The 25,570-nt window shown below is 62.4% G+C and carries 29 protein-coding genes and 2 pseudogenes; 20 read left to right on the forward strand and 11 right to left on the reverse strand.

What is annotated here, in order from left to right:
• The first annotated feature begins 48 nt into the window (after nucleotides 1-48).
• Together GGQ99_RS11320 and GGQ99_RS11325 are read left to right on the forward strand one after the other, a co-directional pair.
• Nucleotides 49-765: a helix-turn-helix transcriptional regulator gene (locus GGQ99_RS11320; RefSeq protein WP_108606590.1), complete on the forward strand. Its 717-nt coding sequence runs from the start codon at nucleotides 49-51 to the stop codon at nucleotides 763-765.
• 158 nt (nucleotides 766-923) lie between these two features.
• A complete protein-coding gene (locus GGQ99_RS11325; protein ID WP_183262612.1) occupies nucleotides 924-1,358 on the forward strand; it encodes a GFA family protein in 435 nt (144 codons plus the stop codon).
• A 54-nt stretch (nucleotides 1,359-1,412) separates the two neighbouring features.
• Here GGQ99_RS11325 and GGQ99_RS11330 read toward each other — a convergent pair whose 3' ends face one another.
• The 6 genes from GGQ99_RS11330 to GGQ99_RS11355 form a co-directional block, all read right to left on the reverse strand.
• On the reverse strand, nucleotides 1,413-2,216 hold the full coding sequence (locus tag GGQ99_RS11330; protein ID WP_183262613.1) for a class I SAM-dependent methyltransferase: 804 nt from the start codon (nucleotides 2,214-2,216) through the stop codon (nucleotides 1,413-1,415).
• A 180-nt stretch (nucleotides 2,217-2,396) separates the two neighbouring features.
• Nucleotides 2,397-3,089, reverse strand: a complete 693-nt coding sequence (locus tag GGQ99_RS11335; protein ID WP_183262614.1) for a DUF1013 domain-containing protein — start codon at nucleotides 3,087-3,089, stop codon at nucleotides 2,397-2,399.
• A 224-nt stretch (nucleotides 3,090-3,313) separates the two neighbouring features.
• The gene (locus GGQ99_RS11340; RefSeq protein ID WP_108606586.1) at nucleotides 3,314-3,802 is read right to left on the reverse strand and encodes a GlcG/HbpS family heme-binding protein; all 489 of its coding nucleotides are present in this window, start codon (nucleotides 3,800-3,802) and stop codon (nucleotides 3,314-3,316) included.
• A gap of 114 nt (nucleotides 3,803-3,916) precedes the next feature.
• A complete protein-coding gene (locus GGQ99_RS11345; protein WP_183262615.1) occupies nucleotides 3,917-4,507 on the reverse strand; it encodes a response regulator transcription factor in 591 nt (196 codons plus the stop codon).
• A 66-nt stretch (nucleotides 4,508-4,573) separates the two neighbouring features.
• Nucleotides 4,574-6,226 (reverse strand): ATP-binding protein, encoded by a 1,653-nt coding sequence (locus GGQ99_RS26370; protein ID WP_183262616.1) that lies wholly within the window; start codon nucleotides 6,224-6,226, stop codon nucleotides 4,574-4,576.
• Nucleotides 6,227-6,334: 108 nt separating this feature from the next.
• Nucleotides 6,335-6,787 (reverse strand): deaminase, encoded by a 453-nt coding sequence (locus tag GGQ99_RS11355; RefSeq protein WP_183262617.1) that lies wholly within the window; start codon nucleotides 6,785-6,787, stop codon nucleotides 6,335-6,337.
• A 98-nt stretch (nucleotides 6,788-6,885) separates the two neighbouring features.
• On the opposite strand from GGQ99_RS11355, the gene GGQ99_RS11360 reads away from it, so the two are divergent.
• The 4 genes from GGQ99_RS11360 (at nucleotide 6,886) to GGQ99_RS11375 (ending at nucleotide 10,934) form a co-directional block, all read left to right on the forward strand.
• Nucleotides 6,886-7,623: a dCTP deaminase domain-containing protein gene (locus tag GGQ99_RS11360; RefSeq protein WP_183262618.1), complete on the forward strand. Its 738-nt coding sequence runs from the start codon at nucleotides 6,886-6,888 to the stop codon at nucleotides 7,621-7,623.
• On the forward strand, nucleotides 7,620-8,471 hold the full coding sequence (locus tag GGQ99_RS11365; protein WP_183262619.1) for a thymidylate synthase: 852 nt from the start codon (nucleotides 7,620-7,622) through the stop codon (nucleotides 8,469-8,471). Before GGQ99_RS11360 ends, GGQ99_RS11365 begins: the two co-directional genes overlap by 4 nt.
• Nucleotides 8,472-9,271: 800 nt before the next feature.
• Nucleotides 9,272-9,568, forward strand: coding sequence for a hypothetical protein (locus GGQ99_RS11370; RefSeq protein ID WP_108606580.1), 297 nt, complete (start codon nucleotides 9,272-9,274; stop codon nucleotides 9,566-9,568).
• Nucleotides 9,569-9,791: 223 nt separating this feature from the next.
• Complete coding sequence (locus GGQ99_RS11375) at nucleotides 9,792-10,934, forward strand: DUF6666 family protein (protein ID WP_183262620.1); 1,143 nt, start codon at nucleotides 9,792-9,794, stop codon at nucleotides 10,932-10,934.
• Between the two features lie 143 nt (nucleotides 10,935-11,077).
• On the opposite strand, the gene GGQ99_RS11380 is transcribed toward GGQ99_RS11375, so the two are convergent.
• Nucleotides 11,078-12,088 carry an NAD(P)H-quinone oxidoreductase gene (locus GGQ99_RS11380; RefSeq protein WP_183262621.1) on the reverse strand — a complete coding sequence of 337 codons (1,011 nt, stop codon included), beginning with the start codon at nucleotides 12,086-12,088 and terminating at the stop codon, nucleotides 11,078-11,080.
• A 115-nt stretch (nucleotides 12,089-12,203) separates the two neighbouring features.
• On the opposite strand from GGQ99_RS11380, the gene GGQ99_RS11385 reads away from it, so the two are divergent.
• The 3 genes from GGQ99_RS11385 (at nucleotide 12,204) to GGQ99_RS11395 (ending at nucleotide 14,074) form a co-directional block, all read left to right on the forward strand.
• On the forward strand, nucleotides 12,204-12,398 hold the full coding sequence (locus GGQ99_RS11385; RefSeq protein WP_108606577.1) for a DUF1192 domain-containing protein: 195 nt from the start codon (nucleotides 12,204-12,206) through the stop codon (nucleotides 12,396-12,398).
• Nucleotides 12,399-12,470: 72 nt separating this feature from the next.
• The gene (locus GGQ99_RS11390) at nucleotides 12,471-13,724 is read left to right on the forward strand and encodes an MFS transporter (protein WP_108606576.1); all 1,254 of its coding nucleotides are present in this window, start codon (nucleotides 12,471-12,473) and stop codon (nucleotides 13,722-13,724) included.
• A gap of 86 nt (nucleotides 13,725-13,810) precedes the next feature.
• Nucleotides 13,811-14,074, forward strand: coding sequence for an ArsR/SmtB family transcription factor (locus tag GGQ99_RS11395; protein ID WP_108606575.1), 264 nt, complete (start codon nucleotides 13,811-13,813; stop codon nucleotides 14,072-14,074).
• Nucleotides 14,075-14,254: 180 nt separating this feature from the next.
• Here GGQ99_RS11395 and GGQ99_RS11400 read toward each other — a convergent pair whose 3' ends face one another.
• Nucleotides 14,255-14,434, reverse strand: coding sequence for a YdcH family protein (locus tag GGQ99_RS11400; RefSeq protein WP_055974385.1), 180 nt, complete (start codon nucleotides 14,432-14,434; stop codon nucleotides 14,255-14,257).
• Between the two features lie 236 nt (nucleotides 14,435-14,670).
• Here GGQ99_RS11400 and GGQ99_RS11405 point away from each other — a divergent pair, with 236 nt between their 5' ends.
• From GGQ99_RS11405 to GGQ99_RS11415, 3 genes are all read left to right on the forward strand, one after another.
• Nucleotides 14,671-14,874 (forward strand): YdcH family protein, encoded by a 204-nt coding sequence (locus GGQ99_RS11405; RefSeq protein ID WP_108606574.1) that lies wholly within the window; start codon nucleotides 14,671-14,673, stop codon nucleotides 14,872-14,874.
• Nucleotides 14,875-14,993: 119 nt separating this feature from the next.
• Nucleotides 14,994-15,458, forward strand: coding sequence for a 5-(carboxyamino)imidazole ribonucleotide mutase (gene purE / locus GGQ99_RS11410; protein ID WP_183262853.1), 465 nt, complete (start codon nucleotides 14,994-14,996; stop codon nucleotides 15,456-15,458).
• Nucleotides 15,455-16,537: a 5-(carboxyamino)imidazole ribonucleotide synthase gene (locus GGQ99_RS11415; RefSeq protein WP_108606573.1), complete on the forward strand. Its 1,083-nt coding sequence runs from the start codon at nucleotides 15,455-15,457 to the stop codon at nucleotides 16,535-16,537. Before purE ends, GGQ99_RS11415 begins: the two co-directional genes overlap by 4 nt.
• 7 nt (nucleotides 16,538-16,544) lie before the next feature.
• On the opposite strand, the gene GGQ99_RS11420 is transcribed toward GGQ99_RS11415, so the two are convergent.
• A complete protein-coding gene (locus tag GGQ99_RS11420; protein WP_183262622.1) occupies nucleotides 16,545-16,952 on the reverse strand; it encodes a lysozyme inhibitor LprI family protein in 408 nt (135 codons plus the stop codon).
• Nucleotides 16,953-17,195: 243 nt separating this feature from the next.
• Here GGQ99_RS11420 and ykgO point away from each other — a divergent pair, with 243 nt between their 5' ends.
• The 3 genes and pseudogenes from ykgO to GGQ99_RS26420 all read left to right on the forward strand — a co-directional run bounded on the left by ykgO (nucleotide 17,196) and on the right by GGQ99_RS26420 (nucleotide 19,172).
• Nucleotides 17,196-17,321, forward strand: a complete 126-nt coding sequence (gene ykgO, locus GGQ99_RS11425) for a type B 50S ribosomal protein L36 (RefSeq protein ID WP_108606572.1) — start codon at nucleotides 17,196-17,198, stop codon at nucleotides 17,319-17,321.
• A gap of 79 nt (nucleotides 17,322-17,400) precedes the next feature.
• Nucleotides 17,401-17,982 (forward strand): tetratricopeptide repeat protein, encoded by a 582-nt coding sequence (locus tag GGQ99_RS11430; RefSeq protein WP_183262623.1) that lies wholly within the window; start codon nucleotides 17,401-17,403, stop codon nucleotides 17,980-17,982.
• A gap of 135 nt (nucleotides 17,983-18,117) precedes the next feature.
• Nucleotides 18,118-19,172: pseudogene (locus GGQ99_RS26420) on the forward strand (alpha/beta fold hydrolase).
• Between the two features lie 120 nt (nucleotides 19,173-19,292).
• Here the strand turns inward: GGQ99_RS26420 and pyk are convergent.
• Both pyk and GGQ99_RS11445 read right to left on the reverse strand, forming a co-directional pair.
• The gene (pyk, locus tag GGQ99_RS11440) at nucleotides 19,293-20,729 is read right to left on the reverse strand and encodes a pyruvate kinase (protein WP_108606569.1); all 1,437 of its coding nucleotides are present in this window, start codon (nucleotides 20,727-20,729) and stop codon (nucleotides 19,293-19,295) included.
• On the reverse strand, nucleotides 20,726-21,214 hold the full coding sequence (locus tag GGQ99_RS11445; RefSeq protein ID WP_108606568.1) for a DUF1036 domain-containing protein: 489 nt from the start codon (nucleotides 21,212-21,214) through the stop codon (nucleotides 20,726-20,728). Before GGQ99_RS11445 ends, pyk begins: the two co-directional genes overlap by 4 nt.
• Before the next feature lie 243 nt (nucleotides 21,215-21,457).
• On the opposite strand from GGQ99_RS11445, the gene GGQ99_RS11450 reads away from it, so the two are divergent.
• The 5 genes and pseudogenes from GGQ99_RS11450 (at nucleotide 21,458) to GGQ99_RS11470 (ending at nucleotide 25,566) form a co-directional block, all read left to right on the forward strand.
• Complete coding sequence (locus GGQ99_RS11450) at nucleotides 21,458-22,255, forward strand: N-formylglutamate amidohydrolase (protein ID WP_183262625.1); 798 nt, start codon at nucleotides 21,458-21,460, stop codon at nucleotides 22,253-22,255.
• Nucleotides 22,256-22,266: 11 nt separating this feature from the next.
• A complete protein-coding gene (locus tag GGQ99_RS11455; RefSeq protein ID WP_108609680.1) occupies nucleotides 22,267-22,575 on the forward strand; it encodes a DUF1244 domain-containing protein in 309 nt (102 codons plus the stop codon).
• A gap of 138 nt (nucleotides 22,576-22,713) precedes the next feature.
• Nucleotides 22,714-22,863: pseudogene (locus GGQ99_RS11460) on the forward strand (GapR family DNA-binding domain-containing protein); the annotation flags it as partial.
• A gap of 105 nt (nucleotides 22,864-22,968) precedes the next feature.
• A complete protein-coding gene (locus tag GGQ99_RS11465) occupies nucleotides 22,969-23,229 on the forward strand; it encodes a DUF2312 domain-containing protein (RefSeq protein ID WP_183262626.1) in 261 nt (86 codons plus the stop codon).
• An 801-nt stretch (nucleotides 23,230-24,030) separates the two neighbouring features.
• On the forward strand, nucleotides 24,031-25,566 hold the full coding sequence (locus tag GGQ99_RS11470) for an AAA family ATPase (protein WP_183262627.1): 1,536 nt from the start codon (nucleotides 24,031-24,033) through the stop codon (nucleotides 25,564-25,566).
• Nucleotides 25,567-25,570 lie beyond the last annotated feature (4 nt).

Raw genomic sequence — 25,570 nt, forward strand, 5'->3', positions numbered from 1 at the left:
GGCGCCCCCACTTGGCCAAGAACAGCGCGAGACCTTGAGGGGTAATCGATGAGACGCGCCGACAGGCTGTTCCAGATCGTACAGCATCTCCGAGGTGGCCGCCTGGTCACCGCGCACAAGCTCGGCGCGTGGCTCGAGGTCTCCGAGCGCACGATCTATCGCGACATCGCCGACCTGCAATCGACGGGTGTGCCGATCGATGGCGAGGCCGGGGTGGGCTACATGATGAGGGAAGGTTTCGACCTTCCGCCGCTGATGTTCACACGAGACGAAATCGTCGCCCTGGTTGCCGGCGCCCGCATGGTCCGCGCCTTCGGCGGTGCCGCCATGGCGCGTGCCGCCGACGAGGCCCTGGTCAAGATCGGTGCGGTCCTGCCGGACTCGGAAAAGGACCGCATTGCCCGCACCGAGATCCACACGCCGATGTGGGTCGTCTCCGACGCCGACCGCGAGGCGATCGACCTGATCGAGCGCGCCGTCGAAAAACGACAGGTGCTCAAGCTCGATTACAATGACGAGGCCGGCCGCGGCTCGGCGCGCGACGTGCGTCCGCTCGGCCTGTGGTTCTGGGGCAAGGTCTGGACGCTGATCGCCTGGTGCGAGATGCGCAACGACTTCCGCGCCTTCCGCATCGACCGCATCGCCTCTGTCGACTCCGCCGGCCGCACCTTCAAGCCCGAGCGCGGCAAGCTTCTGGTCGATTATTACCGCAGTGTCGAACGCAGCGAATCCTTTGGCACTCCCGATCGCAATTCCCGCGGCTGACGCATCCTCCCAGCGTCAGCCTCTTGAAAAGCCCGGCCAGAAGCCGGGCTTTTTTTACATTGGCACAAGCGTTGATCAGGCCCGCATCCTTGATGTTGGGAAGGGTTCAGTCCAGTTGGGGCGCGCCGAATAGTCCGGCAACCGGAGACATCGCCGACATGAACATGGACATCCACGAGATCAACGGCGCCTGCCACTGCGGCACGGTCCGCCTGCGCGTCAGGCTCTCGGACGGCCTGCGCAGCGCGCGGCGCTGCACCTGCTCCTACTGCCGCATGAAGGGCGCCGTCGCCTTGTCGGCCGACCTTGGCGGCGTCGATGTCATGGCTGGCGAAGAAGCGCTCACCATCTACCAGTTCAACACCATGGCGGCGAAGCACTACTTCTGCTCGAAATGTGGCATTTACACCCACCACCAACGGCGGTCGAACCCCAACCAGTACGGTGTCAACGCTGCCTGCCTCGAAGGCATAAGCCCGTTCGACTTCACCGAGATTCCGGTCATGGACGGCATCAACCATCCCTCCGACCGTAAGGGCTGCACATCAGGGTCGGGAATCGCCGGTACGCTGAAATTCATCGCCACTGAATAGGTACCAACGCCGGCGTTGCAATCCGCGCGCCGGCGGCTGAACGCATCCTGCCGCTCAGCCTCGCCTGCTTGCCTTGACCATCCAGGCTCGTGCAGCAAGGCTGATCGGGCCCGTTGCCCCCAGGCGCTCGGCCAGCCGCGCCTTGAGCCTTGCCCTGTGATCCTCGGTCAGGCTCATGCAGTAGCCGGGTGCCGGACCAGCGCCCAGCGTGAACGGTTGCCAGAACGCCTCGAAATCCTCGAACCGGGTTTCGATCTCGACCGGCGCGATGGCAACCTCGCGCCAACCGGCCTCCCGGCACAGCGCCAGCAGCCCTTCCCTCGTGCAGAACGGAAACCGGGCGCCTTCGCCGAGCTTTGCAGCATCCGGATCGATCTCCACGGCAGCCTTCCAGAACGCGTGGATGAAACCGATGCCGCCGCCGGGGTAGTCCCAGACATAAAACGACAGCAGGCCGTCCGGCTTCAGCACCCGCTGCATCTCCGCTAGTGCCGCCGGCCTGTCCGGAATGAAGTTGAGCACCAGCCCCGACGTAACGACGTCGATGCTTGCCGGTTGCGCCGGCAGCTTCAGCGCATCCGCCACCTGGAAGCTGGCGCGCCCGTCGCCGATCGCTGCGCGGGCATGCGCGACAAAGTCGGCCGACGGGTCGATGGAAAGGATCGAGCGCGGCGCGGCACCTGCCAGTATGGCTGCCGTCGACGCGCCGGTGCCGCAACCGATCTCCAGCCATGCGGCCTGCTCGGGCGGCGACAGCCAGGGGACGAATTTTTCAGCCACCAGCCGGCTCCACCGGCCCATGTAATGTTCGTAGCTCTTGCCGGCACTCCAGGCGTCGAATGCAGCGGAACCGCTCATCTCCGACCTCGATGTTTCAGGCGAATTTTCCTGAGACAACCATGCGCCCTCGCAAGCGGGCTCGGCAAATCAAAACACCCGGCCAACGTCGGGCACCCGGCCTTTCGGCCACGAAAAAAGCCCGCATATCGCGGGCTTTTTTAACTCTACCCCGCACCAAGTCGCGGGCGACGAAAAAGACTATTCCTCGTCTTCGTCCGGGGTCTTCGACTTGAGCGCCGACAGCTTGGCGAACACCGCGTTGGCGTCGAGTTCCTTGTCCTCGTCCTTGGGCGCGGCCTGCTCCGGCGTCAGGCGCTCGGTCAGCGAGGCCGGCAGCAGCGTATCGCCGGTCGGTGCCGGGGCTTCGCGGCCGCGCGAGGCGCGCTGCACTTCGATGTCGAGATCGATCTGCGAGCACAGGCCGAGCGCCACCGGATCGAGCGGCGTCAGCGTCGCCATGTTCCAGTGCTTACGCTCGCGGATCTGCTCGATCGTCGCCTTGGTCGTGCCGACCAGGCGCGAGATCTGCGCGTCCTTGAGCTCGGGATGGTTCTTCACCAGCCAGTAGATGGCGTTCGGGCGATCCTGGCGCTTCGACAGCGGCGTGTAGCGCGGGCCCTTGCGCTTGCTCTCGGGCACGCGAACCTTGGGGTCCGACAGCTTCAGGCGGTGGTTGATGTCGCCCTCGCCCTTGGCGATCTCGGCGCGCGTCAGCTGGCCGGTCATGATCGGGTCCATGCCCTTGATGCCCTGGGCCGATTCGCCGTCGGCGATGGCCTTCACTTCGAGCGGGTGCAGCGAGCAGAACTGCGCGATCTGGTCGAACGAAAGTGCCGTGTTGTCGACCAGCCAGACAGCGGTCGCCTTGGGCATAAGCAGCGTATTGGCCATGCGATATATCCTCTTCGCTCGCCCGCGTCCCTCACGCGGGCGGTGGATCAAGACCACCAGAAATTGGGAAATTCGGCCCGTATATAGACGTATTCGCCCGCCACCGCAACGATTTTGGAACTGCCCGCAAACGCGCCGTTTCGCCCGCCATGCGACGCAAAAAGCCCCGCCTCCTGGTCTCAGGAAGCGGGGCTTCGTTGTGCCGGCAATGGTGCCGGACAGGCTTACTTCAGCTGGTCGGCGACCTTTTCGATGGCCGCAACAGCGCAAGCCTCGTCGAAATTGCCGCCCGGCGCGCCGCCGACGCCGATGGCGCCGATGACGGCGTCGCCAGCCTTGATCGGCACACCACCTGCCAGCACCAGGAAGCCGTCGATGTCGACCAGGCCGGCCGCACCCGGGTTCTTGGCGACGTTCTCGGCCATCTTGCCGGTCGGGGTGCGCGACGAGGCCGAGGTGAAGGCCTTGTCCTGTGCGGCCGAAACCGTGTGCGTGCCGGCATTGTCGGCGCGGACGAGTGCGCGCAGCACACCCGCACGGTCAACCACCGCGGCGGTCACGTTGTACTTGTCGGCAGCACATGCGGCGACCGCGTTCTGGGCGATCTCGACGGCGAGGCTCGACGAGATGTTCTTCTCGGTCAGCACCTGTGCGGAAGCAGCACCGGTGATGGCGACGGTGGCAGCGGCGGCGAGGAAAATGCTCTTGATCATGACCTGTCCTGATGTTGCTCGGGAAAAAGCGTCTTGCTTGTCCTGAGACAGAACTACGCCGATCCCCCGCCCGGCAGAATCCGCGACGCCACCACCCGCCCTAGGTAATGCTACCTACTTCTCCTGAAGCGTCAGCCGCACGAACTCGGCCACCGAGCTGGTGCCCAGCTTCTCGGCGATCTTCGCCCGGTGCGCGTCGATGGTGCGCACCGACACCTCGAGTGCCGCCGCCACCTCCTTGCTCGCCCAGCCCCGCGCCACCATGTCGAGCACCTCGCGCTCGCGCTCCGTCAGCCTGGCCAGCAGCGCGCGCGCCTCGCGCTTTTCCAGCCGGGCGTCGAGGCTCGAAAACCCCTGCTGAAGTGCTTCGACCAGCACCTCGCCATCGACCGGCTTGGTCAAAAAATCCTGGATGCCGGCCTTGAAGGCGCGCCTGCAGGCGGCGACGTCGCCATGGCCCGTGATCATCACCGTCGGCCAGTCGATGCCGCGCTCGGCAAGCCTCTGGTACAGCTGCAGGCCGGAAACCTCCGGCATGCGCAGGTCGACCACCAGCACGCCGGGCTTGGCCTCGTCGACATGCGCCAGGAACGTCTTGGGCTCGCCGAAGCTCTCGACATCGATGCCATAGGTGCCGAGCAGAAACGCGATCGCCTCGCGCACCGCCTCGTCGTCGTCGATCAGATAGACCTGGTACCTGCTCATGCCTTCACCCCCCGGAGCGCCGCGCGTCCTGCGGACGCGCAAAGGACGCTCCGGCACTTGTCGAATCTACGCATCGTGCTTCCCGAAAATCGATTCCGATTTTCGGGCCGATGCGTGGGGCAGCGTAATCACAAACCGCGCGCCGCCACCGGCATCATTTCCGGCCTCGATCCGCCCGTCGACCCGCTCCACCAGCGTCTGGCACAAGGAAAGCCCCAGCCCCATGCCGTCGGCCTTGGTGGTGAAGAACGGCACGAACAGTTTCGGCAGCACGTCGGCCGGTATCCCCGGCCCGTTATCCGCCACCTCGATCTTCGCGTCTGCGCCCACGACCTTCGTCACGATCGAAATCCGCGCGTCCAAAATCCCAGCCCCTTCCAGCGCATCGGCCGCATTGCGGATCAGATTGTGCAGCACCTGCTCCATCTCGATGGCGTCGACCACCGCCTCCGGCGCCTCCGCCGAAAGGTCCAGCTCCAGCTTGATCCCACGCCGTTCGAGATCGGCTGCCGTCAGTGCCACGATCTCGCTGACGATCCCGTTGAGTGCGCTCGGCTTTGGCTCCGGCGCCTTGTTGGAGGCATAGTCGCGCATCCGCTTCAGCATCTCGCCGGCGCGCTTGGCCTCGCGTACATTGACGTCGAGCGCCTGCGTTATCATGCCGAGATCGGGTTTTTCCGCACCCGCTAGCCTGAGCGCCGCCTGGCTGCGGCTCAGCACCGCCGTCAGCGGCTGCGTCAGCTCGTGCGCGATGCCGGACGCCAGCTCGCCCATGGCGTTGACGCGCGAGGCATGCGCCAGCAGCGTCTCCCGCTCCTGCAACAGCGCCCGTGCCTCCGCCTGCCGTGCCACTTGTTGCGATTGTTGCGCCGCCGCCCGCTGCCTGAGCGCAAACATCAGCGCAAACGACGCCAACCCGGCCAAGACGGCAAACCCAAGCAACGACCGCCACGGCAAAAGCGCGTCGAGCGGCAAGGCCCGGTCGAGCGAAAGCAGGATCTTCTGCCCCTCGCCGTCGATCACTTTCTCGAAATGCGGCGCGGTGAAATGCGGTGCCAACGAAGCGCCCGCGCCCAGATCATCCTCCGCAGGCAGGTCGAGCAATTCCTGCCCGTCGAGCGTCAGCCTCAGATGTGCCCAGGCCGGCCGCTCCTCCGGCTCGAGCAGAAGTGCTGCGTCGATGCCGAACACCAGCGCCGCATCGGAAGGTGCGGGCGCCCGCTTGGCCAAGAGATAGCGCCCGTTCCCGCTGGCATGCACGCCGATCTTGCCGCGCAATTGCTCGCCGATCGCCCCGCGCAAAGGCGCGAGATCCTCGCCCCCGCCTTCGGGCACCTCGACCAGCATCCTGACCCCGCCGGCCCCAACCGCCGCCCCCGCGCCGGTGGCAACCCCCGTGCCCGCCTCGCCGCCATCGAGCGAAACCAGTGCGATCCAGGCGATGCGCGGATAAAACCTTGAAATGCTCTCCATCACCTGCCGCACAGCGCCCAGGGGTGCTGCCTCCGCCCCGCTGGTCAGCGCGATCAGGCTGGTCATGTGCGCATCATGCTGCGCCGCCCGCTGCGAGATCAGCCGGTGCAGCGTCCGCCCGGTGACCTCCAGCTCACCCGCCAACCGCGCCCGCGACGCCTCCACCGAATAGAGCGCAAATGCCAAAAGTGCGGCGAGCCACAGCGCGAGGCCGAAGAGCCAGGATTTGGAGAGGGATTTGGTCACGCACTCAGCCCGAAAATCACCCGCAGCACGCCGCTCAAGACGAGACAATCTCGCTATGCCACGAACCGTAATTCGCCCGCACTGTAATTTTTGAGTAAGTCGAAATTATCAGCCTAAGGCAGATACGGGCAAGACTTCCTCGGCGATAAATGGACGGAATACCAATGTGGAATTCTCTTGTATCATCTTAGAGTGACGAAATTCTTGTGACCACTTCTCAAGCGAATAATCGGGCAATGGTGCAACTAGAACAGCCATTTCGCACTGTATAATTGCACGCATACAAGACGCACAAGGAAACAATGTTGTGTATATTGTGCACCCTTGCAGCCCATTTCCCTTCTTAATTGCAGCATAAATTGCTGAGCGTTCAGCATGCTCAACCCAGAAATTCTTTGAATCATCGCTGTTCAGATCGAATTTTTCCGGCAGACGGACAGAAACGACAGGCTCATTACACGCCTCTGAAATGACCAGCCCCCGACTGTCGGCGATTACTGCGCCGACTTGCCGGCTAGCAATTGGACTACGCGCACCTGCCGTGACAGCCCTATGCATCATTCTTTTGTCCATTAACCTCACTTGCTCTTCCTCGACTGTTTAAGCCATATCTGACATGGCATATGCATTGCTGCACATCTATATGGAAAGAACGTGACATGCTGCTGACGGACAATGAGATCAGACAAGCAGGCGTCGTCCGCTCTGGCCGCGACGAGCATTACGGTTCAACTTCCTATGATCTTTCCATTCGATCGATCATCGATTCTGAAGGAAAATTGTTCGTAAGTGAAGGTTATACCGTAAAACCTCAAGAAATTGTATGGGTAACGTCAAAGGAAAGAATAGTACTTAACTCTGATATTACAGCTCACGCTGTCATCAGAACCAGCCTGTGCAATTCTGGCCTTCTTGCATTGAACATTGGCATCGTTGACCCAGGCTGGAACGGGCAGCTCGCCACGGCTATAATAAATTTTTCGAAATCGGAGTACTACCTGCGGCCAGGAGAGAAATTCCTCCGCTTATCTTTTTATAAGCACTCGACTCCAACCAAAGTGAACAATATAAATAAGACCGAACTAGAATACATACAAGAAAGAAAGAAACTTGCCATAGAGACGTTTGGATCAACATTCCTAAATGTGGAAGACCTGACGCGACGAGTTCGTGAAAGCTTCATAGGGAGTTGGAAAGAGAAAACCATTCTTTGGGGCGCCATGGGCGCAATCATATTTGGATTTCTGTCGATATTCGTGGCTATTGCAGCATATATTATACCATGGAACGGAGCTTTATATCAAAGCAACTTTGAAGATCTTCAAGAGCGCGTGGGTATTCTAGAAGGCATGATTAAGAAAGAAGGCATGGTCGGAACAAACAGAGAGACTGAATGAGATTCTCATCTTCAAACAAGGCCCTGAAGTCACTGGCAAGTCTTGTGTTAGACCGCGGGCAGCTGACTGCTCCGCGTGGTATGCCAACGATTGAGCTCCTGGGAGTTCAATTCGTGCTCACTAACCCGCGGGCTCGGATCGTTACCTTGCCTTCGAGAAAATTCAGCTTGCCACTCGCGCTAGGTGAGCTGTGCTGGCACCTGCGGGGCGACAACGAGGTCGGCGCGCTAGCGTACTACGCAAAAGCTTGGCGTACGTTCACAGATGATGGCCGACATGTCTCCGGAAGCTGCTACGGTAGAAAATTATTATCTGATAGCTGCGAAGGGACTACCGCTTGGAACCGCCTGGTCAACCTTTTGCGTCACGACCCCTCCACGAGAAGGGCAACTTTCAGCTTCATTAGCAATGAAGAACAGGTTGAGGCCTCTCGGGATGTAAGCTGTGTCAGCAATATCCAGTTTTTACTAAGAGGCGGAAAGATTCATCTCTTTACGTTTATGAGAAGTAACGATCTTTTCCTTGGGCTCCCCTACGATTTATTCCTCTTCACCTACTTTCAGGAACTAATGAGCCTCGAACTCGGCGTCCCGATGGGGGAATACCATCACTACGCCACGTCTCTGCACATTTACGAGCACAACATCGTTGCTTGCAAAAACATGGCTCAAGAGCAAGATTTGCCTGACGGATACTCACCTAAGATCAACAGCAAACAGGACCTTGTAGAGCTTGCCGAAACTGAGGCGTCTATAAGGCTGGGGGACACTTCACCGTACCGTGACGGCCCTTTGACGGCATATGTTGAGGCGCTCTTGGACTTTCGGCAGAACGTTCACTCCGACTAGGCACGCATACATGCTGGCTGTAATTGGCGCACCACTGACTTGAAGCTTTTAGCAGGTGGTGAAGCAATTGACGAACGCTCGGCCGGCGTAGATTTTGCCGAAATGTGCCCCTCGTGCATGTGCCAATGCACCCCAAGCCTCCTGAGCCGGAATATTACTTCCATGACCGACGCATGGCGCGGAATCCGCACAATCACTGCCTGACCTAGGTTGCTAACCCGGACAATGAGGTAGTTAACCACTGCACGGCAATTTTGGCAGACGTGTTCGCGCAGACCGGATGAACTTGGCATTCTCCCACCCAAATGGCTACCAGAGTGGATAGATTCTCGTACCCATTGGCACCGAGGCTTTCCCTCCAATCATGCTAACATGTTGGAATACATACGTTTCTTGGGTTATTTTCCTTCACGTCGAATAATTTTCTTTTCCACGCCCCTTCGCACCTGACGGATAATCCCCGCATCGCCCTCAGGGAACCCGGGTCATGAACCGGATGCCTGGGGAGGGCGACGGCGTCCGGGCTGGCAGGGGATACGGTGCCCCTGCTGGGTGATGAGCCCCCAAGTCCGGGCCTTGCGGCGGCTGACGGTGAAAGCCGAGGCGACTGAGCGGGGCAAGAGCGCTGGCGGACGCATGGCTGCGCGTCACGCACTAGCATCTGAGAGACGCAAGGCCATGCGTCCGGTTCCCAATCCCGGCTTCATCAGCGCGGGACACTTTTGTGCGCCCAGATTTTCCCCAACCACCTTGCCCGCGCCCAAAAAGACCCGCGCGGGCCGCCAACCGGAGACAGCTTCATGTCGAGGAAACGCAAGCAAGAGATCGAAATCATCGACCCGCCGCTGCCGGGCTACGGCCGCCTGCCCTATTCCATGCACAACGCGCTGGTGCTCGCCGTCAGCATCGCCGCCACCATGGAGGGCGCGCATCTGAAGTGCCAGCGCCGCGAATGCCGCAATTTCGGTCGCTGCCGCGCCTCGCCGACCGAATTCGGCCGCGCCGGCTTCTGCCCGGTGCCGCTCAGTCGCGCCGCCGACCGCCGCATCGAGGGCATGCTCCTGTTCGTCCTGCAACTCGCCAATGGCTGGCGGTGACGATTGGCAAGGCGCCCTCATCCGGCCCTTCGGGCCACCTTCTCCCCGCTGGGGACAAGAGGCGCGCGGCGGCGCCTCAGGCCTCCTCGCCCGGCGCTCTTCTATCAGCTGTGTAGCATTTTCGCCACACCCTGTAACTCTTCTTGGTGGAGCGGGTTCTCCGCTTTCCAACGAACCCTAGCGTGTTTAACCGTTGGTTGGGGATTCAGGGAGGGGTTGGCACATGAACAGCATTCTGGCGGCCGCAGGTCGATACGCAGCGGCCGGGATGGCCCGCCCACTGGTCGTAACCATCGCCTTGTCAGGCGTGATTGACGCTGCAAACGCAGCCACTCTCACCCCGGAACAACAGGCAGTTGTCGAAAAATATAATATCAGTGAAGCCGACCAGCAAAAGTTGTTTGGAACTGCGGTAGCAAACACGTCTGGCTCTGGGACGCAGGCAAAAGAAGCGTCTCGTCAGCAGCAAGCTTCATCAGAGACTTCCGACGGCCCGGTAGCCGGTTTTCTTTCTGGCACCTACGTTTGGGCCAGCGCCGATGCGTACAAGTCACTTGGCGAGCGGATTACGAACATCAACGGCGGGACCGGAGCACTTACTGGCAGCTTCGGCGGCGTAGCCGGCTTCAACAGCGGCTTGAGCTTCGGCGAGTCAACCTTCGGAGTCCAGGCCGGCGCCAGCATCGGCATCTATGACTTCAAGGGTCGTCTCCGTATCGTCCCGGATGCCACCGCCCTTGAACGGCAAGTGTTTTACACGGCGGGTTTCTACAAGCGCGGCGACATGTCGACAGAAAACCCGTCGATAGCAGATCGGCTGAGCTTGGGCGTCGTATACGACGGCTTCCAGGCCGAACGTTGGGGCGTCAACGCAAGCGACATTAGCCTGGGTCAAGTCCGCGGCACTCTTGGGGTCGCGCTGAGCGAATCGACCGAGGTCGGCGTGTGGGGCACGTATGGCGTGAACACTGACCGGGCTGCGGTCACTGTGGCCGGCGCTCCTAGCCTTCTCACGACAATTCGTGCGATGAACCAGAAGAACGTCTACGTGAAGCACAACTTCGATTTCGGCGGCGAGGTCATGGCCTACTACGGCATCTTTGACGACGAAGACATCGCCAAATGGCAATTCGGCGTGGTTGGTAAAGTACCGCTGAGCGACAACTGGTCGACGTTTGCCAGCGCCAACTATGTGGCGCCGCGCACTCCCTCCGGCCCACTTGGCTCAGGCCAGGAGCAGTTCAACGCCTCTGTCGGCATTGCCTACTACTTTGGCGGCAACGCGGCGAGCAAGAGTGTCACCGGTAACAAGGAACTGCCCTTGCTCGACGTGGCCAGCAACAGGTCGTTCCTCATCACCGACTAGCGAGGACGCGGGCTCCTCGCCCCCGCGACGCGGGAAGAGAGCGCAATTTTCCTCCCCCTCGGGGGGAAGGATAAAGGGTGGGGTACCCTTGGACGAGAGCCGCCCCCACCCGGCCCTCCCCAAACGGGGGAGGAGAAGAAAACTCACCCGACATCCAGCACGATCTTGCCGATGTGCTCGCCCTCTTCCATGCGCTCATGCGCCCGCCAGGCTTCCTTGAGCGGGAAGATCATGTCCATCACGGGTGCGACGCGGCGGACGGCCAGCAACGGCCACACCTGGGCTTCGAGGGCCGCGGCGATGCCCGCCTTGAACTCGGTGGTGCGCGGCCTCAGCGTCGAGCCGGTATGGGTCAGCCGCTTGACCATCAGCCGTGAGAAATCGGCGCTCGCCACCGCCCCGCCCTGCGTCGCGATCTGCACGATGCGGCCGTCGACCGCCGCGGCATGGTAGTTGCGCCCGACATACTCGCCGCCGACCATGTCGAGGATGACATTGGCGCCTTTGCCGTCGGTGGCGTCCTTCACCGCCTGGACGAATTCTTCCGTTTTGTAATTGATCGCGCAGTCGGCCCCGAGCTTGAGACAAGCAGCGCACTTGTCCTCCGAACCCGCGGTGGCAATGACATAGGCGCCGAAGGCCGAGGCGAGCTGGATCGCGGTGGTGCCGATGCCCGACGAGCCGCCATGGATGAGCAGCGTCTCGCCCGCCTTGAGCGCGCCGCGCTCGAACACGTTGTGCCAGACGGTGAAGAAGGCTTCCGGCACCGCCGCGGCCTCGGTGAAGGTGAAGCCCTTGGGCAGCGGCAGGGCGTTGGTTTCGTGCACCTTGGCGTATTCGGCGTATCCGCCGCCCGGCGTCAGCGCGCAGACCGCGTCGCCGATGCGGAAGCGTGTCGCCCCCTCGCCGAGGGCTGCCACCTCGCCCGACACTTCGAGCCCGGGCAGGTCGGACGCGCCGGGCGGCGCGGGGTACGCACCCTTGCGCTGCTGCACGTCGGGCCGATTGACGCCGGCCGCATGCACCCGGATCAGGATCTCGCCTTGGCCAAGCTCGGGCAGGTCGCGCTTTTCCGCCTTGAGCACGCGCGGCCCGCCGGGCTGCGTGATCGCCACCGCGAGCATCTTGGCTGGAAGCTTGGCAACGTTGGCCATGTCTTTTCGGTCTCCGCTGGTCCGGTGCGCCCCGGACTTTACATGTGGTTGACCGCACTATGTATTCTGATTGGCAAATCAGGCAAACGCCTGTCTGGAGATCAAGGAGAGCGAGATGGCGCTGTTCGACGACGAGCCGAAGAAGAAAAAGACCGTCCACGAGATCGGCCAGGACCTGTCTTTGCTTTCGGTCGGCGAGCTCAACGAGCGCATCTTAGCCCTGCGCGCCGAGATCGGCCGGCTCGAGGCCGAGCTTTCCGCCAAGGGTTCGACGAAATCGGCCGCCGAGGCGCTGTTCAAGCGCGGCTGACATCTTGCCGTCGCCGAAAAGCCCCAAAGGGGCGGTCGACCTAGCGCTCTTGATTCTTGGTGGGACAGTTCGATGCTCGCAACCTACAGGCCGATCCTCTCGCTGCTTCGCGGCACCGCCTTCCTGCTCGCCGCGTCGGGCCTGCACGGCCTGCTGCTTCCCCTGCGCGGCCAGGAAGAGGGCTTTTCGACCACGGCACTCGGCCTGATGGGCACCGCCTGGGCCGGCGGTTTCGTTGCCGGCTGTTATTTTGCCCCCCGCGTCGTCCGCCGCGCCGGCCATGTCCGCGCCTTCGGCACCTTTGCCGCGTCGGCTGCGATCATCGCCCTGCTCACCGGCCTGATCGTCAACGAATATGTCTGGATCGCGCTGCGCGCCTTCACCGGTTTTGCCATGGCCGGCGCCTTCATGGTCATCGAGAGCTGGCTCAACGAGCGCGCCACCAACGAGAACCGCGGCACGGTCTTCGGCCTCTACATGATGGTCACCTACGCCTCGATCATGGCCGGCCAGATGATGGTCGCCGGCGGCGACGTCACCAGCGCCTCGCTGTTCATGGTCACCGGCATCCTGTTTTGCCTGTCGCTGATCCCGACGGCGGTTTCGAGTGCCGCGCACCCCAAGCCGCTGCAGGACGTTTCGCTCGACATCAAGGGGCTCTACGCCAACTCGCCGGTCGCCTCGGTCGCGTGTTTCCTGATCGGCGTCGCCAATGGCGACTGGGGCACGCTGGGTGCCGTCTACGGCGCGCGCGTCGGCATCTCGACGCCCGAAATCGCGCTGATGATGAGCCTGGTGGTGATCGCCGGTGCCGCCCTGCAGATCCCGATCGGCAAGATCTCCGACCGCACCGACCGCCGCTACGTGCTGATCGGCGCCTCGCTCGCCTCGGCGGTGGCGGCGGTGCTGATCTTCTTGGTGGCGCCGCGCTCCGGGCCATTCGTCATCGCCATGACCGCCTGCTACGGCGCCTTCGCCTACACGCTCTATTCGCTGGCGGTGGCACACGCCAACGACCACGCCAAGCCGGAGGATTTCGTCAAGGTCTCGGGCGGCCTGCTGCTGCTCTACGGCTTCGGCACCATGGTCGGTCCGATGCTCGGCGCCGGCCTGATGGATATGATGCGGCCGGAGGCGCTGTTCCTCGCCACGGCTGCGGCGCATTTCGCGCTGGCCGGCTACACCGCACTGCGCATCAAGCGCCGTGCGCCGGTTCCGATCGAGGATCGCGAAGCCTTCAAGACCCAGCCGGCCGACCGCTCGGCGACACCCGAATCGCTGCGGCTCGATCCACGCCAGAAGGACGAACCCGAAACCCTGCCCTGACAGCCACGCCTGGGCAGACGCGGGCATTGGGGCAGCAGCCGCGACCAACAGTTGAGATTCCGCCGATGTTGCGGCACAAAGGAGCCATGACAGCTGACGCCTCCTTCCTGGCCATATCGGATGCCAACCGGCGCCATCTGCTGGAAGAATTGCGTCGCGGTCCCAAGACGGTCAGCGAACTCGCAGCCGGCCTACCGGTCTCGCGGCCGGCCGTGTCGCAGCATCTCAAGGTGCTTCTCGATGCCGGGCTGGTCAGCGCCCGCGCCGAAGGCACGCGCCGTGTCTACGCGGTCAGTGCCACCGGCTTCAGGAAGCTCAATATCTGGCTTGACCAGTTCTGGGACGCTTGAGCCGGAACGGCTGGACTGGCACCGGCTCGCGTGCCGGGGGAAATCCTGTCACCGCCGAACCGCAAAAGCCCACAAAATACAGCAACCAATCACCCTGTCCCGGCGGCGAGGGTGATTCGCCGCCGGCTATCTGGCCCGTGCCGAAAGAGTGGGCCACTAAGTTGAGACCGCGATCGTGGGCTAGTGCTGGGTCGGGTCCACTCTCAGCTTTTCAATCTCGTCCTTGAGAGCCAGCTTGCGACGCTTCAGCGCTACGATTTGCAGGTCGTCCATGGATGGATGGTTCATCGCTTCGTCGAGCTGACGCTCGACGTCGCCATGTTTGCGCTGAAGCTCTTCAAGATGGGAAGCAAGAGACATGATTGGTTCTCCCTTTCATGGTTTCCTCGATGCACCGCACAAGCGTGCCCACCGCAGACAGCGCTCTGTGACGGAACCATGACAGTCTGCCACCCCCGATCTGCGATGTCGAATAAAGTGTGGTAGCATTTCCCGTCAGCGTGAAATGTGATAAGGGCATCGCGCCGGTGACAAGGGGTCGCCGACCCCGCCTTAGGAGCGCCCCGGGTGCGCCAGTGAGTTTGCAGACGGTAGACATGTCGGAACAGGAACAAGCCGAGGTTCGTCTCGAGTTTGCACGCTTGAAGCAGGACCATGCCGATTTTGATGCGGCGATCAACGCGATGATCGCGATGGGCTGCGACCCGTTGCAGATCCAGCGGATGAAAAAGAAGAAGCTGGTTCTCAAGGACAAGATCGTCCAGATCGAAGACCGGATCATCCCGGACATAATTGCCTGAAACTCCTGGCAGAGGGCTGCCGGGGTTTGGTTGCGATTGCTCCTCATTTCCGCTAAGCGCTGCCTATCGAGCAAGGGGTGCCGCGCGTGAGCAAGGACAGGGTCGACGTCGCCATCATCATGGGTAGCCAGTCTGACTGGGCGACCATGCGCCATGCCGCCGAGTTGCTCGACGTGCTGGCCGTTTCCTACGAAGCGCGCATCGTCTCGGCCCACCGCACCCCAGATCGCCTCTACGAATTTGCCAAGGGTGCCAAGGCGGCCGGTTTCCGCGTCATCATCGCGGGTGCCGGCGGCGCTGCCCATCTCCCCGGAATGACGGCGGCCATGACCTCGTTGCCGGTGTTCGGCGTGCCGGTCGAATCAAAGGCGCTGTCGGGGCAGGATTCGCTGCTCTCCATCGTCCAGATGCCGGCCGGCATCCCCGTCGGCACGCTTGCCATCGGCAAGGCCGGAGCCGCCAATGCGGCACTGCTTGCAGCGGCCGTTCTTGCCCTTTCCGACGACGCCCTGGCGACGCGACTCGAAGAGTGGCGCGCCGCCCAGACCGCAAGGGTCGCCGAACAGCCGACGGACGACGCGTGAGCGCCCCCCTCCCCACAGGCTCCACCATCGGCATCATCGGCGGCGGCCAGCTTGGCCGCATGCTGGCCATGGCCGCGGCCCGGCTGGGCTACCGCACCGTGATCCTCGAGCCGCAGGCCGATTGCCCGGCGGCCCAGGTTGCCAATCGCCAGATCGTCGCCGCCTATGACGATCCCGCCGCCCTCGACGAACTGGCCCGCGAAAGCGCCGTCGTCACCTACGAGTTCGAGAACGTGCCCGTCGTGGCCGCGGAGCACCTGGCGAAGACCGTCGCGGTCTATCCGCCGGCACGGGCACTGGAAGTGGCACAGGACCGCCTGGTCGAAAAGACCTTCCTCAACGGCATCGGGATATCCACAGCCCGCTTCGTGCCTGTGGATAACGACCAGGACCTGGCCGCTGCCCTGCAGGCATTCGACGGCAGCGGAATCCTGAAGACTTGCCGCATGGGCTACGACGGCAAAGGCCAGATGGTCTTCCGCAACATGACCACGGGCGGCTTCGACGGTGCCTGCGCCTCACTCGGCAACGTGCCGCTGGTCCTCGAATCCTTCGTGCCTTTCGAACGCGAGATCTCGGTGATCGCCGCGCGCGGCACCGATGGCAGCATCGCCGCCTTCGACCCCGCCGAAAACGTGCACGGCAACGGCATCCTGGCCAGTTCGACGGTGCCAGCCGCGATCCGCGACGACACGGCGGAAGCTGCGCGCGACGCCGCGCGAAAAATCCTCGCCGCGCTCGATTATGTCGGCGTCATCGGCGTCGAATTCTTCGTGCTGGCCGACGGCTCCCTGCTTGCCAACGAAATGGCCCCACGCGTGCACAATTCAGGACACTGGACCGAGGCAGCCTGCGTGGTTTCCCAGTTCGAGCAGCATATCCGCGCCGTTGCCGGCCTGCCGCTCGGCGATGCCAACCGCCATTCCGACTGCGTCATGGAAAACCTGATCGGCGACGACATCGCCAAGGTCCCGGCCCTGCTGGCCGAACCGGACGTCGCCGTGCACCTCTACGGCAAGGCCGAGGCACGCCCCGGCCGCAAGATGGGCCACTTCACGCGGCTTCTACCACGCCGCTAGCCGGGCACTACTGCGCCGGCACCGGACAGCTCAGGTCGCCCTCTTCGCATTTGAGGTAGGCGCCAAGCTGGGCAACACGCGCGTCGGTCAAGCCCTGCAGGCATCCGGCCTGCATCATCGGATAGATCGACCCGCCCTCGACGCCGGAGGACGCGAACTTGCATTCGGCGTCGCGGAAGGCGATCCAGCTCCGCTGCGAATCCTGCAGCAGCTTGCGAGCGTGGGCGCTCTCGGACAGGCGTTTCATGATATCGCCATACGCAGCGTTGAGTTTGGCGTCGGACGCAGCAAAGTCCGAGCCGGCACAGATGTTCATCCCGGTCTGGGTCTGGTCGTTGCGGTCGCATTCCTCGGCGAAAGCAGCGGACGCCATCATCGAGCTTGCTACTGATATCGACAGAATCAAAAGCCGCATCCAACCCTCCATTTGCTTGAACGAACGGACGATTCCAGCGATGCCGGCCGCTGGCAAGTCCCGGCGCGAAGGCACAATGCGACCGCATGCCGACAAAAGCCAAATCAAACCGCCACACCAAGCCTGCCCGCGGTTGACTGGCAATGACTCCTCGTCTAAGAGCCTCTCACACGAATTGGGCGCGCTCTTTTGGCGCGCTTTTAGTTTCGGCCCGTTGATGGGCCCATCCGACGGGTTAGTGACATGAAGATCAAGAATTCGCTCAAGGCGCTCAAGGCTCGCCATCGTGACTGCCAGCTGGTTCGTCGCAAGGGCCGCATCTACATCATCAACAAGACCGCCCCGCGCTACAAAGCTCGCCAGGGCTGATTGTAGCCCGGCCGCACGCGGCCGGCGCATCACGGCAATTTCAGTTTGACGTTCCCATGCGGGGGTCTAGAATTTCCGCATGCGGAACGTTTTTGCCTTTTGTACCCTGGCCTTACTGGCGACAACCCAGCCGCAGCAGGCGTTTGCCGAGAACGCCGGCGCTCCAATCGTAGCCAAGGCTGACAACCAGCTCGACACGCTGTTTTCCGATCTCAAGCGCGAGCGCAACGAGAAGGCTGCCGAGCGCCTCGCCAGCCGCATCTGGGAAGCCTGGTACAAGTCGGGCAGCGCCTCGGTCGACCTGATGATGCAATGGGCGCAGCAGGCGGTCGAGGCCAAGAAATTCGACGTCGCGCTCGATTTCCTCGACCAGGTGGTGACGCTGCAGCCCAAATACGCCGAGGGCTGGAACCGGCGCGCCACCGTGCATTTCCTGATGCAGAACTATCGCAAGTCGATGGCCGACATCGAACGCACGCTGGAGCTCGAGCCACGCCATTTCGGCGCCCTGTCCGGCATGGCGCAGATCATGGCGACCACCGGCCGCAACGAGTTGGCGCTGCAGGCATGGCAGCGCGTTCTCGACATCTATCCGATGCTGCGCAACGCCCAGAACGAGGTGTCGCGACTGTCGGAAGAACTCGCCGGCGAAGGCATCTGAAGAAGCGAATAGGGAGTAGGGAATAGCGAGTAGAAACAGGCTTGGCGGTTGCCGCCCCAGGGAGCACACTCATCTGCTCTCGGTTCTCTACTCACTCTTCCCTACTCGCTATTCCGCTGACCCACCCCATCCCGCATGAACATCCTCACCTTCATCCTGGCACTGCTGCTTGCGCTGTTCGTTGCGCTTGCCGGCGCAACCCGTGTCGCATCGTGGCTGATCGAACGGCGAAATCCGCCCGTCGGCAGTTTCGTCGATATCGATGGCGCCATCATCCACTACGTGAATGTGCCGGCACCTGCCGGCGGCGACCTGCCGCCGCTGGTCTTCATCCATGGCGCCAGCGCCAACCTGAAGGACCAGATGCTGCCGCTCAGGCCTCAGTTCGAAGGCCGCGCCGAGATGCTGTTCTTCGATCGCCCCGGCCATGGCTGGTCCGGCCGCGGGCCTGGCAACAATGAGACGCAGCAAGGGCAGGCCGCCACCATCGCGGCCCTGATGGACCGCCTCGGCATCAAGGACGCGATCATCGTCGGCCATTCGTTCGGCGGGTAGCGGCGACGTTTGCGCTGGAGCACCCGGAAAAGACACGTGGCCTGCTGTTCCTGTCGGCGGCGACCCACCCCTGGCCGGGCGGCGGCACCTCCTGGTATTACAGCTTGAGCGCCTTGCCGGTGGTCGGCCGCGCCTTCGCGGAAACGATCGCAAATCCGGCCGGGCTGATGCGCATCGGTGCCGCAACCACCTGCGTCTTCTCGCCCAACAAGGTGCCGGACCTCTATGTCGACGACGCTGCGATCAAGCTGGTGCTGCGACCGGGGGCTTTCCGCGCAAACGCCATCGACGTCGAAGGCCTGTACCGCCACGTGCTGGTGGCCGCGCCGCGCTATCCCATGATCGAGGCGCCGACGGTGGTAATCTCCGGCGACCACGACACGGTCGTCTATGAAGAGATTCATTCGATCGGGCTGGCGCGCGACATTCCCGCTGCCGAACTGGTGTGGGTGAAGAACCTCGGCCACAAGCCGGACTGGGTGGCACCCGATCTGGTGGTGGCGGCCGTCGAAAAACTCGCCGGCCAGCCGCGCGACCTGCAGGCACTGTCACGCGCTGTCGAAGCGCGCATTGCGGGTGACGATTTCGGGACGGGTGTGTGTTGGGATGAGAAGGCGCCCGCGAATAGCGAATAGCGAATAGCGAATAGCGAATAGCGAATAGCGAATAGCGAATAGCGAATAGCGAACAAGACCCCGCACGCGCAGTCGTGCAATGCCCTATTCGCTAATCGCTACTCCCTATTCGCTGTAACCTTACCTGCTGCCTTTGCCTTCCGGCCCGACATAGGCAATGCGCAGCATGTTGGTCGAGCCCGGCGTCCTGAGCGGCACGCCGGCCGTGATGATGACGCGGTCGCCGCCAGCGGCAAAACCCTCGTTGAAGGCGACGTTGCAGGCGCGGTCGACCATGTCGTCGAGATCGACGGCATCCGGCGAGACCACGCAATGCGTGCCCCACAGCATCGACAGGCGGCGTGCCGTGGCCAGGATCGGCGACAGCGCGATGATCGGCACCTGCGGCCGTTCGCGCGCCGCGCGCAGGCCCGTGGTGCCGGATGCCGTGTAGGTGATGATCGCCGACAGCTTCAGCGTCTCGGCGATTTCACGCGCCGCAAGCGAGATCGCGTCGGCGCCGGTCGCCTCCGGCTGCGAGCGCTGGGCGTTGATGATGCCGGGATAGGTCGGGTCCTTTTCGACGCGCTCGGCGATGCGGTTCATCGTTGCCACCGACTCGACCGGATACTGCCCGGCGGCCGATTCGGCCGACAGCATGATCGCGTCGGCGCCTTCGAACACGGCGGTCGCCACGTCTGAGACCTCGGCGCGGGTCGGCACCGGCGCGGTGATCATCGATTCCAGCATCTGGGTGGCAACCACCACCGGCTTGCCGGCGCGGCGCGCGGCACGGGTGATCTGCTTCTGGATGCCAGGCACCGATTCGATCGGCATCTCGACGCCGAGGTCGCCGCGGGCGACCATCAGGGCATCGGACAGCTCGATGATCTCGGCCAGGCGGGCGACCGCCTGCGGCTTTTCGATCTTCGACAGCAGCAATGCGCGCCCTTGCGCGATCTTGCGCGCTTCGGCGAGATCCTCCGGGCGCTGGATGAACGACAGCGCGACCCAGTCGACGCCTGTCTCGAGCACGGCGTCGAGGTCCTTGCGGTCCTTCTCGGTCAGCGCGCCTACCGGCAGGTCAGTGTCGGGCAGGCTGACGCCCTTCTTGTCGGAAATCTTGTTGCCGGCAACGACCGTGCAGACGATCGACTTGCCGTCGGTCTTCACTGCCCTAAGCTCGAGCTTGCCGTCGTCGATCAGCAGGCGATGGCCTTCCTGCACCGACTTGAGGATCTCGGGATGCGGCAGGTGCACGCGCGCCGAGGTGCCCAGGTCGGCATTGTCGTCGAGGGTGAAGGTCTGGCCGACGGTCAGCTCTTCCTTGCCGTTGGCAAACTTGCCGACGCGGAGCTTCGGGCCCTGCAGGTCGGCGAGAATGCCGATCGGACGGCCGACCGCCTCTTCGACCGACCGGATGCGGCCGACGAGCGTGCGCATCGAATCGTGGTCGGTATGGCTCATATTGATGCGGAAGACGTCTGCGCCCGCATCGAAGAGCTTGCGGATCATCGCCTCGTCGGACGAGGCGGGACCGAGTGTTGCGAGTATCTTGACCTTGCGGCTACGTCTCATTGACCGTTCGTTCCCGAGGCGGCCGTTGGGCCGCCCGTTGCGGGCTCGTCGGTGAGCTGGACCATCCAGTTCGCCTGTTCGCCCGTGTCGTATTCCTGGAAGCCGGCGCGCTGGAAGCCGCGCGCTACGCAGTCGGTGACGCCGGCGATCTTGAACTCTTTTTCAGCCACGCACATGTTGATCGGGCCATCCCAGCGTCCGCCGCGCTCGGCATCTTCTGCATAGAGATAATAAAACCTCGATGACAGCGGCCCCTCGATCAGCGTCTTGCAGGTGGAACCTTCGATGTGCCACCAGCCTTCGGTGATCCAGCCCGCCTTGGCGCGGTAGCCGATGCCGACTCCGACCAGGCTCTGGGTCGCGTTGCAGACCCTGAAGTCGGCGCGTGCCGGCGTGGCCGCGACGGCCATAAACAGTGGAACGGAGAGAAAAAGGAAGAGCGATGCCAGGGCTGAGCGTGTCCGCGGCCTCCCGGCAAGTTCCATCCCCAAGCCCCTCTTCGACGATTTCTGCATTTCTGGAGCCCTTTTCGGCAATGTGCGGGCGCATGTCAACGCGTGGCTGCGCGCTTATCCAATCGATTTAGGTGCGCTCAGCCGCGGTGATTTGCTGCCTCATCTGGCATATTCGAAAAAAGGTTGGCAAAACAACGGCGTTAGCACATATCCCCACATCAGGGACGGGCGCGAAACTACACCCAAGCCGTGCCGAAGGACAAATTGCCGCCGATGACGCGAACCGCAATCTTTGCCCCTTTCGAGATCATCGAAGGCGACCGCAGCAGGGGCATCGTGCTTCTGTGCGACCATGCCAGGCGCGACCTGCCGCAGGAATATGGCGATCTCGGCCTGCCGCCCGAGGAGTTCGAGCGCCACATCGCCTACGACATCGGCGCCGAACAGGTGACCCGCAAGCTTGCCGCGATCATGGGCGCGCCGACGGTCCTCGCCAACTTTTCGCGCCTGCTGATCGACCCCAACCGCGGCGAGGACGACCCGACGCTGATCCGCCAACTCTATGACGGCTCGGTCATCCCGGGCAATTATCCGATGTCTGAGGAGGAGCGCGCGCGCCGCCTCGACAATTTCTACCGCCCCTATCACGACGCGGTCGGCGCCATGGTCGCCTCGGTTCACAAGCAGACCGGCACCGCGCCCTTCATCTTGTCGGTGCATTCCTTCACGCCCGTCATGCAGGGGCGCGCCAGGCCTTGGCACGCCGGCGTGTTGTGGGACATGGACCACCGCGCCGCCTGGCCGCTGATCGAGATGCTGGCCGAGGACAAGGCGCTGGTGGTCGGCGACAACGAGCCCTATGACGGGGCGCTGCGCGGCGACACCATGTTCCGCCACGCCATCGTCAACGGCTTTGCCCATGCGCTGATCGAGATCCGGCAGGACCTGATCGGCGATGAGGCCGGAACGACGGATTGGGCCAGGCGGCTGGCGCCGATCATTGACGCCATCAACCGCCGCCCCGATATACATGAAGTCAGACAATTCGGCTCGCGTACCGGGCCGCTGTGATGGAGGACCAGATGGCCGAACTCAGCGAAGCGCAGCAGCGCGAATTCGAGGCCGCAGCCTTCCGCCGGTTGCTCCAGCACCTGAGCGAGCGTTCCGACGTGCAGAACATCGACATGATGAATCTCGCCGGATTCTGCCGCAATTGCCTGTCCAACTGGTATCGCGACGCGGCCGCCGAGGCCGGCGTCGAGCTGTCCAAGGACGCCTCGCGCGAGATCGTCTACGGCATGCCTTATGCCGAATGGCAGGCCAAGCACCAGCGCGAGGCCACCGACGCGCAGAAGGCCGCCTTCGAGGCCAGCCGCCCGCGCGATCACTGACCGATATTTCCGCAGGGTCGTGTCAGCTGCGTTCCCGCGTACCCTTGACCCTCCCCTCATCATCAGGCATCGAAACCGCCGAAATTCCCTTGGCGCGCCGAGTCGCGCTTTTCCCAGTCACAATTTGCGGAGTGCCCCATGGCCGACGAAATCACCGATACCAGCCAGACCGTTGCCGCCGGCCAGTTGCGCGCCTTCATCGAGCGCATCGAGCGGCTTGAGGAAGAAAAGAAGACGATCTCCGACGACATCAAGGACGTCTATGCCGAGGCCAAGGGCACCGGCTTCTAATCCCCCCTAAGTGATGTAGTCAAGAAACAAGATCAATAACTTAGGTAGGCTACACTTCGTCCGTTTAGACGACAGCCACCTTCAGAGTCCAGGATCAGAGATATGGCCGACGAGATTAGCGAAACCAGCCAAACTGTTGCTGCGGGACAGCTTCGCGCATTCATCGAACGCATCGAGCGTCTCGAAGAGGAGAAGAAGACAATCGCCGACGATATCAAGGACGTGTACGCGGAGTTGAAGGGTACGGGATTCGAACCTAAGGCGGTCCGGCAGTTGGTCAGACTCAGGAAGCAGGATCAGGCCGAACGCGAAGAGGCGGAAGCAATCCTCGATTTGTACAAGGCTGCTCTCGGCATGGTCTGATTGAATTGCGGAGTGGTTGGGCTCCGCATCTTCATCCTCGTTTCAATGTGAACCCGCGGTTGCCGCGGGTTTTTTCGTTTTCAGAAACATGGAGCCTTGGGCCTAGAACCGTAGATCTTGGCGCGACAGGATTTCCAGTGGGATCGTAAGCCCAGGCCCGTAGTCCGACGTTGGTGGGAGAAAGCGAACTCCCGCCCGCTCTAGCGCCTCACGTACACGGACAAGCGTCGCGGGCGAAACCTTGTCCTGCGCCCGGTCACGAGTTCTTGCGGTCACTAGCGTGCGCTCTCCGATGCCTGAACGCGCCGCAAGTTCCTCCACGCTCCATCCCAGTGCAGCTGCGGCAACCACCAGCAACCGCAATTCCGAAGGTGCCGACTGCAGCCGCATGCCGGGTCCATGCTTTGGGCTGCTCGCGACAAAGACAACACCTTCGCCTTCTAGCGCACGACGGAGTGCTTCGAGCGTCCTAACAGCCACACGCTCGTTGAGCTCGCTTCGCTTGACTGACGTGGGCGCAATGCCCGCCGCAGAAGCAAGTTCGAGCTGCGACATCGACATCGCAATCCTAGCGGCGCGGAGTAGCTCTGATGGGACCAACAAGGACGGAATCCTTTAGACCCCGGCTGCTTGTAACATTGAGGCTTGCAACTCAACGACGTTGCCAAATATGGCGCCTTCAGATTCATTTACTGAAACTATAGACGCTTAGTTCGATTGCCTGTTAGAAATCCGCGCGTGAATCCTTGCGGCCTGATTCGTGTAGTTCTCGAAATGGTCCTGATGTTTGTGAGGCAGGGCGTGAGTACCAAAGCGTCGGAACAGGACCGCCATTTCGACCGTAGGCAAAAAGCTGCAAAGGCGGGACTTCACCTCCCTACCGAGCAGGAGCTGCTTCACGGAATGGCCTTCTACCGCGACGACATGATCGAGGACATTCGCGAGTATGCGTCGCGCCTTTCCCGACGTGTACAGCGCAGACGGCCCGAAGGGTTTGGGTTCTTGTCGGAAACCCTGGACGAGCTCGTTGTTGATCCTACCTGCGATGCCATTCTTTCGGTCGAACAGGCGCTTGAGCATGTGATCGACACCAGCGACGCTCTCATCGAAGAGTGCCGCCTGCGGTGCATCATCTATAGGGGCCTGTTCGGGGATGCACGGGCCGCTGCGTCGGTTGGCGGCGAGCTGGCGCTCTGGGCACAAAGGGCATTGCCAAATGCGCGAGGTATCGAGTTCCTGTGCCGTGCAGCGGCCTGGTCCGCATACGCTAGGAACGTCGAGAATTGGCAGAGAGATGGCATCGTTCCCCGCACCAGGAATGATCGACGGCGAAACTCCATTGACGACTACATCAACAAGTTCACGAGCAGCCTGAGAAAACTGACTGAGCGAAATGAGGAACCGGAGCAGGTTTCGTCCAAGATTACGAAGGAAAAGAATGACCCTTTTCTCCCGTCGGGTTCGGCTTCATCCGCGGATGGAATTGTCGTTATCACTGATTTTGGGAACGACTTCACATCTGAGGGCAAGCGGACCGCTAGGGAGTTCGATAAGATTAAGGGGCGGCCACTCCCGCTACCGGAGACACCGGATCTGACGATAGTCCGGGCTCGACTTGTTGCCGAGTTCCCGTATGCAACCTCGGTTGTCGACACGGTGCTGACCGGGCTGGTCGGCAGGCCCCATGTCCACATTCGTCCGACCCTGCTTGTGGGCTCGCCTGGCAGCGGAAAGACGCGGCTCGCCCGCAGGCTGACTGAGGAGTTGGGCATTCCAACCGAACTTGTCAGCTGCGGTGGATTGAGCGATGCCGCCATCGGGGGAAATCCTCGAAAGTGGAGTACGGGCGAGCCAAGCTTACCGCTGATGCTCATTCACAAACACGACTGTGCCGGACCAGCCATCATTCTGGACGAACTCGAGAAGGTCGGCTCTGGTCGACACAACGGCCACGTACACGATGCATTGGTCGGTCTGCTAGAACGCGAAACTTCATGCCGATGGCATGATCCCTATCTGGAGGCAGCGTGTGATCTGTCAAATGTCTCATGGCTGATGACAGCTAACTCGGTTGGACCGATCCCCACGGTACTCAAGGACAGATGCTGCGTACTCCAGTTTCCGGAGCCCGGTGCCGAACATCTCTTGGCGCTAGCACCGCGACTTCTGGAAGCTATCTACGCCGACGCTGGCAAGGATCTGCGTTGGTCAGTGCCTTTGGACGCTATCGAAGTCGACGCACTGGCCAGCGGCTGGAAGGGCGGCTCTCTCCGACGGCTCCGACGAATGCTCGAAATGATTGTCGAAGCACGGCATCGCGAAGGGTTCATGCACTGAGGCC

This window comes from Aminobacter niigataensis (assembly GCF_014200015.1).
GTDB lineage: Bacteria > Pseudomonadota > Alphaproteobacteria > Rhizobiales > Rhizobiaceae > Aminobacter > Aminobacter niigataensis.

Bases quoted from the DNA above. Each gene is read 5' to 3' on its own strand.
- GGQ99_RS11320 (WP_108606590.1), top strand. From the start codon at position 49: ATGAGACGCGCCGACAGGCTGTTCCAGATCGTACAGCATCTCCGAGGT.
- GGQ99_RS11325 (WP_183262612.1), top strand. From the start codon at position 924: ATGAACATGGACATCCACGAGATCAACGGCGCCTGCCACTGCGGCACG.
- GGQ99_RS11330 (WP_183262613.1), bottom strand. From the start codon at position 2,216: ATGAGCGGTTCCGCTGCATTCGACGCCTGGAGTGCCGGCAAGAGCTAC.
- GGQ99_RS11335 (WP_183262614.1), bottom strand. From the start codon at position 3,089: ATGGCCAATACGCTGCTTATGCCCAAGGCGACCGCTGTCTGGCTGGTC.
- GGQ99_RS11340 (WP_108606586.1), bottom strand. From the start codon at position 3,802: ATGATCAAGAGCATTTTCCTCGCCGCCGCTGCCACCGTCGCCATCACC.
- GGQ99_RS11345 (WP_183262615.1), bottom strand. From the start codon at position 4,507: ATGAGCAGGTACCAGGTCTATCTGATCGACGACGACGAGGCGGTGCGC.
- GGQ99_RS11355 (WP_183262617.1), bottom strand. From the start codon at position 6,787: ATGATGCATAGGGCTGTCACGGCAGGTGCGCGTAGTCCAATTGCTAGC.
- GGQ99_RS11360 (WP_183262618.1), top strand. From the start codon at position 6,886: ATGCTGCTGACGGACAATGAGATCAGACAAGCAGGCGTCGTCCGCTCT.
- GGQ99_RS11365 (WP_183262619.1), top strand. From the start codon at position 7,620: ATGAGATTCTCATCTTCAAACAAGGCCCTGAAGTCACTGGCAAGTCTT.
- GGQ99_RS11370 (WP_108606580.1), top strand. From the start codon at position 9,272: ATGTCGAGGAAACGCAAGCAAGAGATCGAAATCATCGACCCGCCGCTG.
- GGQ99_RS11375 (WP_183262620.1), top strand. From the start codon at position 9,792: ATGAACAGCATTCTGGCGGCCGCAGGTCGATACGCAGCGGCCGGGATG.
- GGQ99_RS11380 (WP_183262621.1), bottom strand. From the start codon at position 12,088: ATGGCCAACGTTGCCAAGCTTCCAGCCAAGATGCTCGCGGTGGCGATC.
- GGQ99_RS11385 (WP_108606577.1), top strand. From the start codon at position 12,204: ATGGCGCTGTTCGACGACGAGCCGAAGAAGAAAAAGACCGTCCACGAG.
- GGQ99_RS11390 (WP_108606576.1), top strand. From the start codon at position 12,471: ATGCTCGCAACCTACAGGCCGATCCTCTCGCTGCTTCGCGGCACCGCC.
- GGQ99_RS11395 (WP_108606575.1), top strand. From the start codon at position 13,811: ATGACAGCTGACGCCTCCTTCCTGGCCATATCGGATGCCAACCGGCGC.
- GGQ99_RS11400 (WP_055974385.1), bottom strand. From the start codon at position 14,434: ATGTCTCTTGCTTCCCATCTTGAAGAGCTTCAGCGCAAACATGGCGAC.
- GGQ99_RS11405 (WP_108606574.1), top strand. From the start codon at position 14,671: ATGTCGGAACAGGAACAAGCCGAGGTTCGTCTCGAGTTTGCACGCTTG.
- purE (WP_183262853.1), top strand. From the start codon at position 14,994: ATGGGTAGCCAGTCTGACTGGGCGACCATGCGCCATGCCGCCGAGTTG.
- GGQ99_RS11420 (WP_183262622.1), bottom strand. From the start codon at position 16,952: ATGCGGCTTTTGATTCTGTCGATATCAGTAGCAAGCTCGATGATGGCG.
- ykgO (WP_108606572.1), top strand. From the start codon at position 17,196: ATGAAGATCAAGAATTCGCTCAAGGCGCTCAAGGCTCGCCATCGTGAC.
- GGQ99_RS11430 (WP_183262623.1), top strand. From the start codon at position 17,401: ATGCGGAACGTTTTTGCCTTTTGTACCCTGGCCTTACTGGCGACAACC.
- pyk (WP_108606569.1), bottom strand. From the start codon at position 20,729: ATGAGACGTAGCCGCAAGGTCAAGATACTCGCAACACTCGGTCCCGCC.
- GGQ99_RS11445 (WP_108606568.1), bottom strand. From the start codon at position 21,214: ATGGAACTTGCCGGGAGGCCGCGGACACGCTCAGCCCTGGCATCGCTC.
- GGQ99_RS11450 (WP_183262625.1), top strand. From the start codon at position 21,458: ATGACGCGAACCGCAATCTTTGCCCCTTTCGAGATCATCGAAGGCGAC.
- GGQ99_RS11455 (WP_108609680.1), top strand. From the start codon at position 22,267: ATGGCCGAACTCAGCGAAGCGCAGCAGCGCGAATTCGAGGCCGCAGCC.
- GGQ99_RS11465 (WP_183262626.1), top strand. From the start codon at position 22,969: ATGGCCGACGAGATTAGCGAAACCAGCCAAACTGTTGCTGCGGGACAG.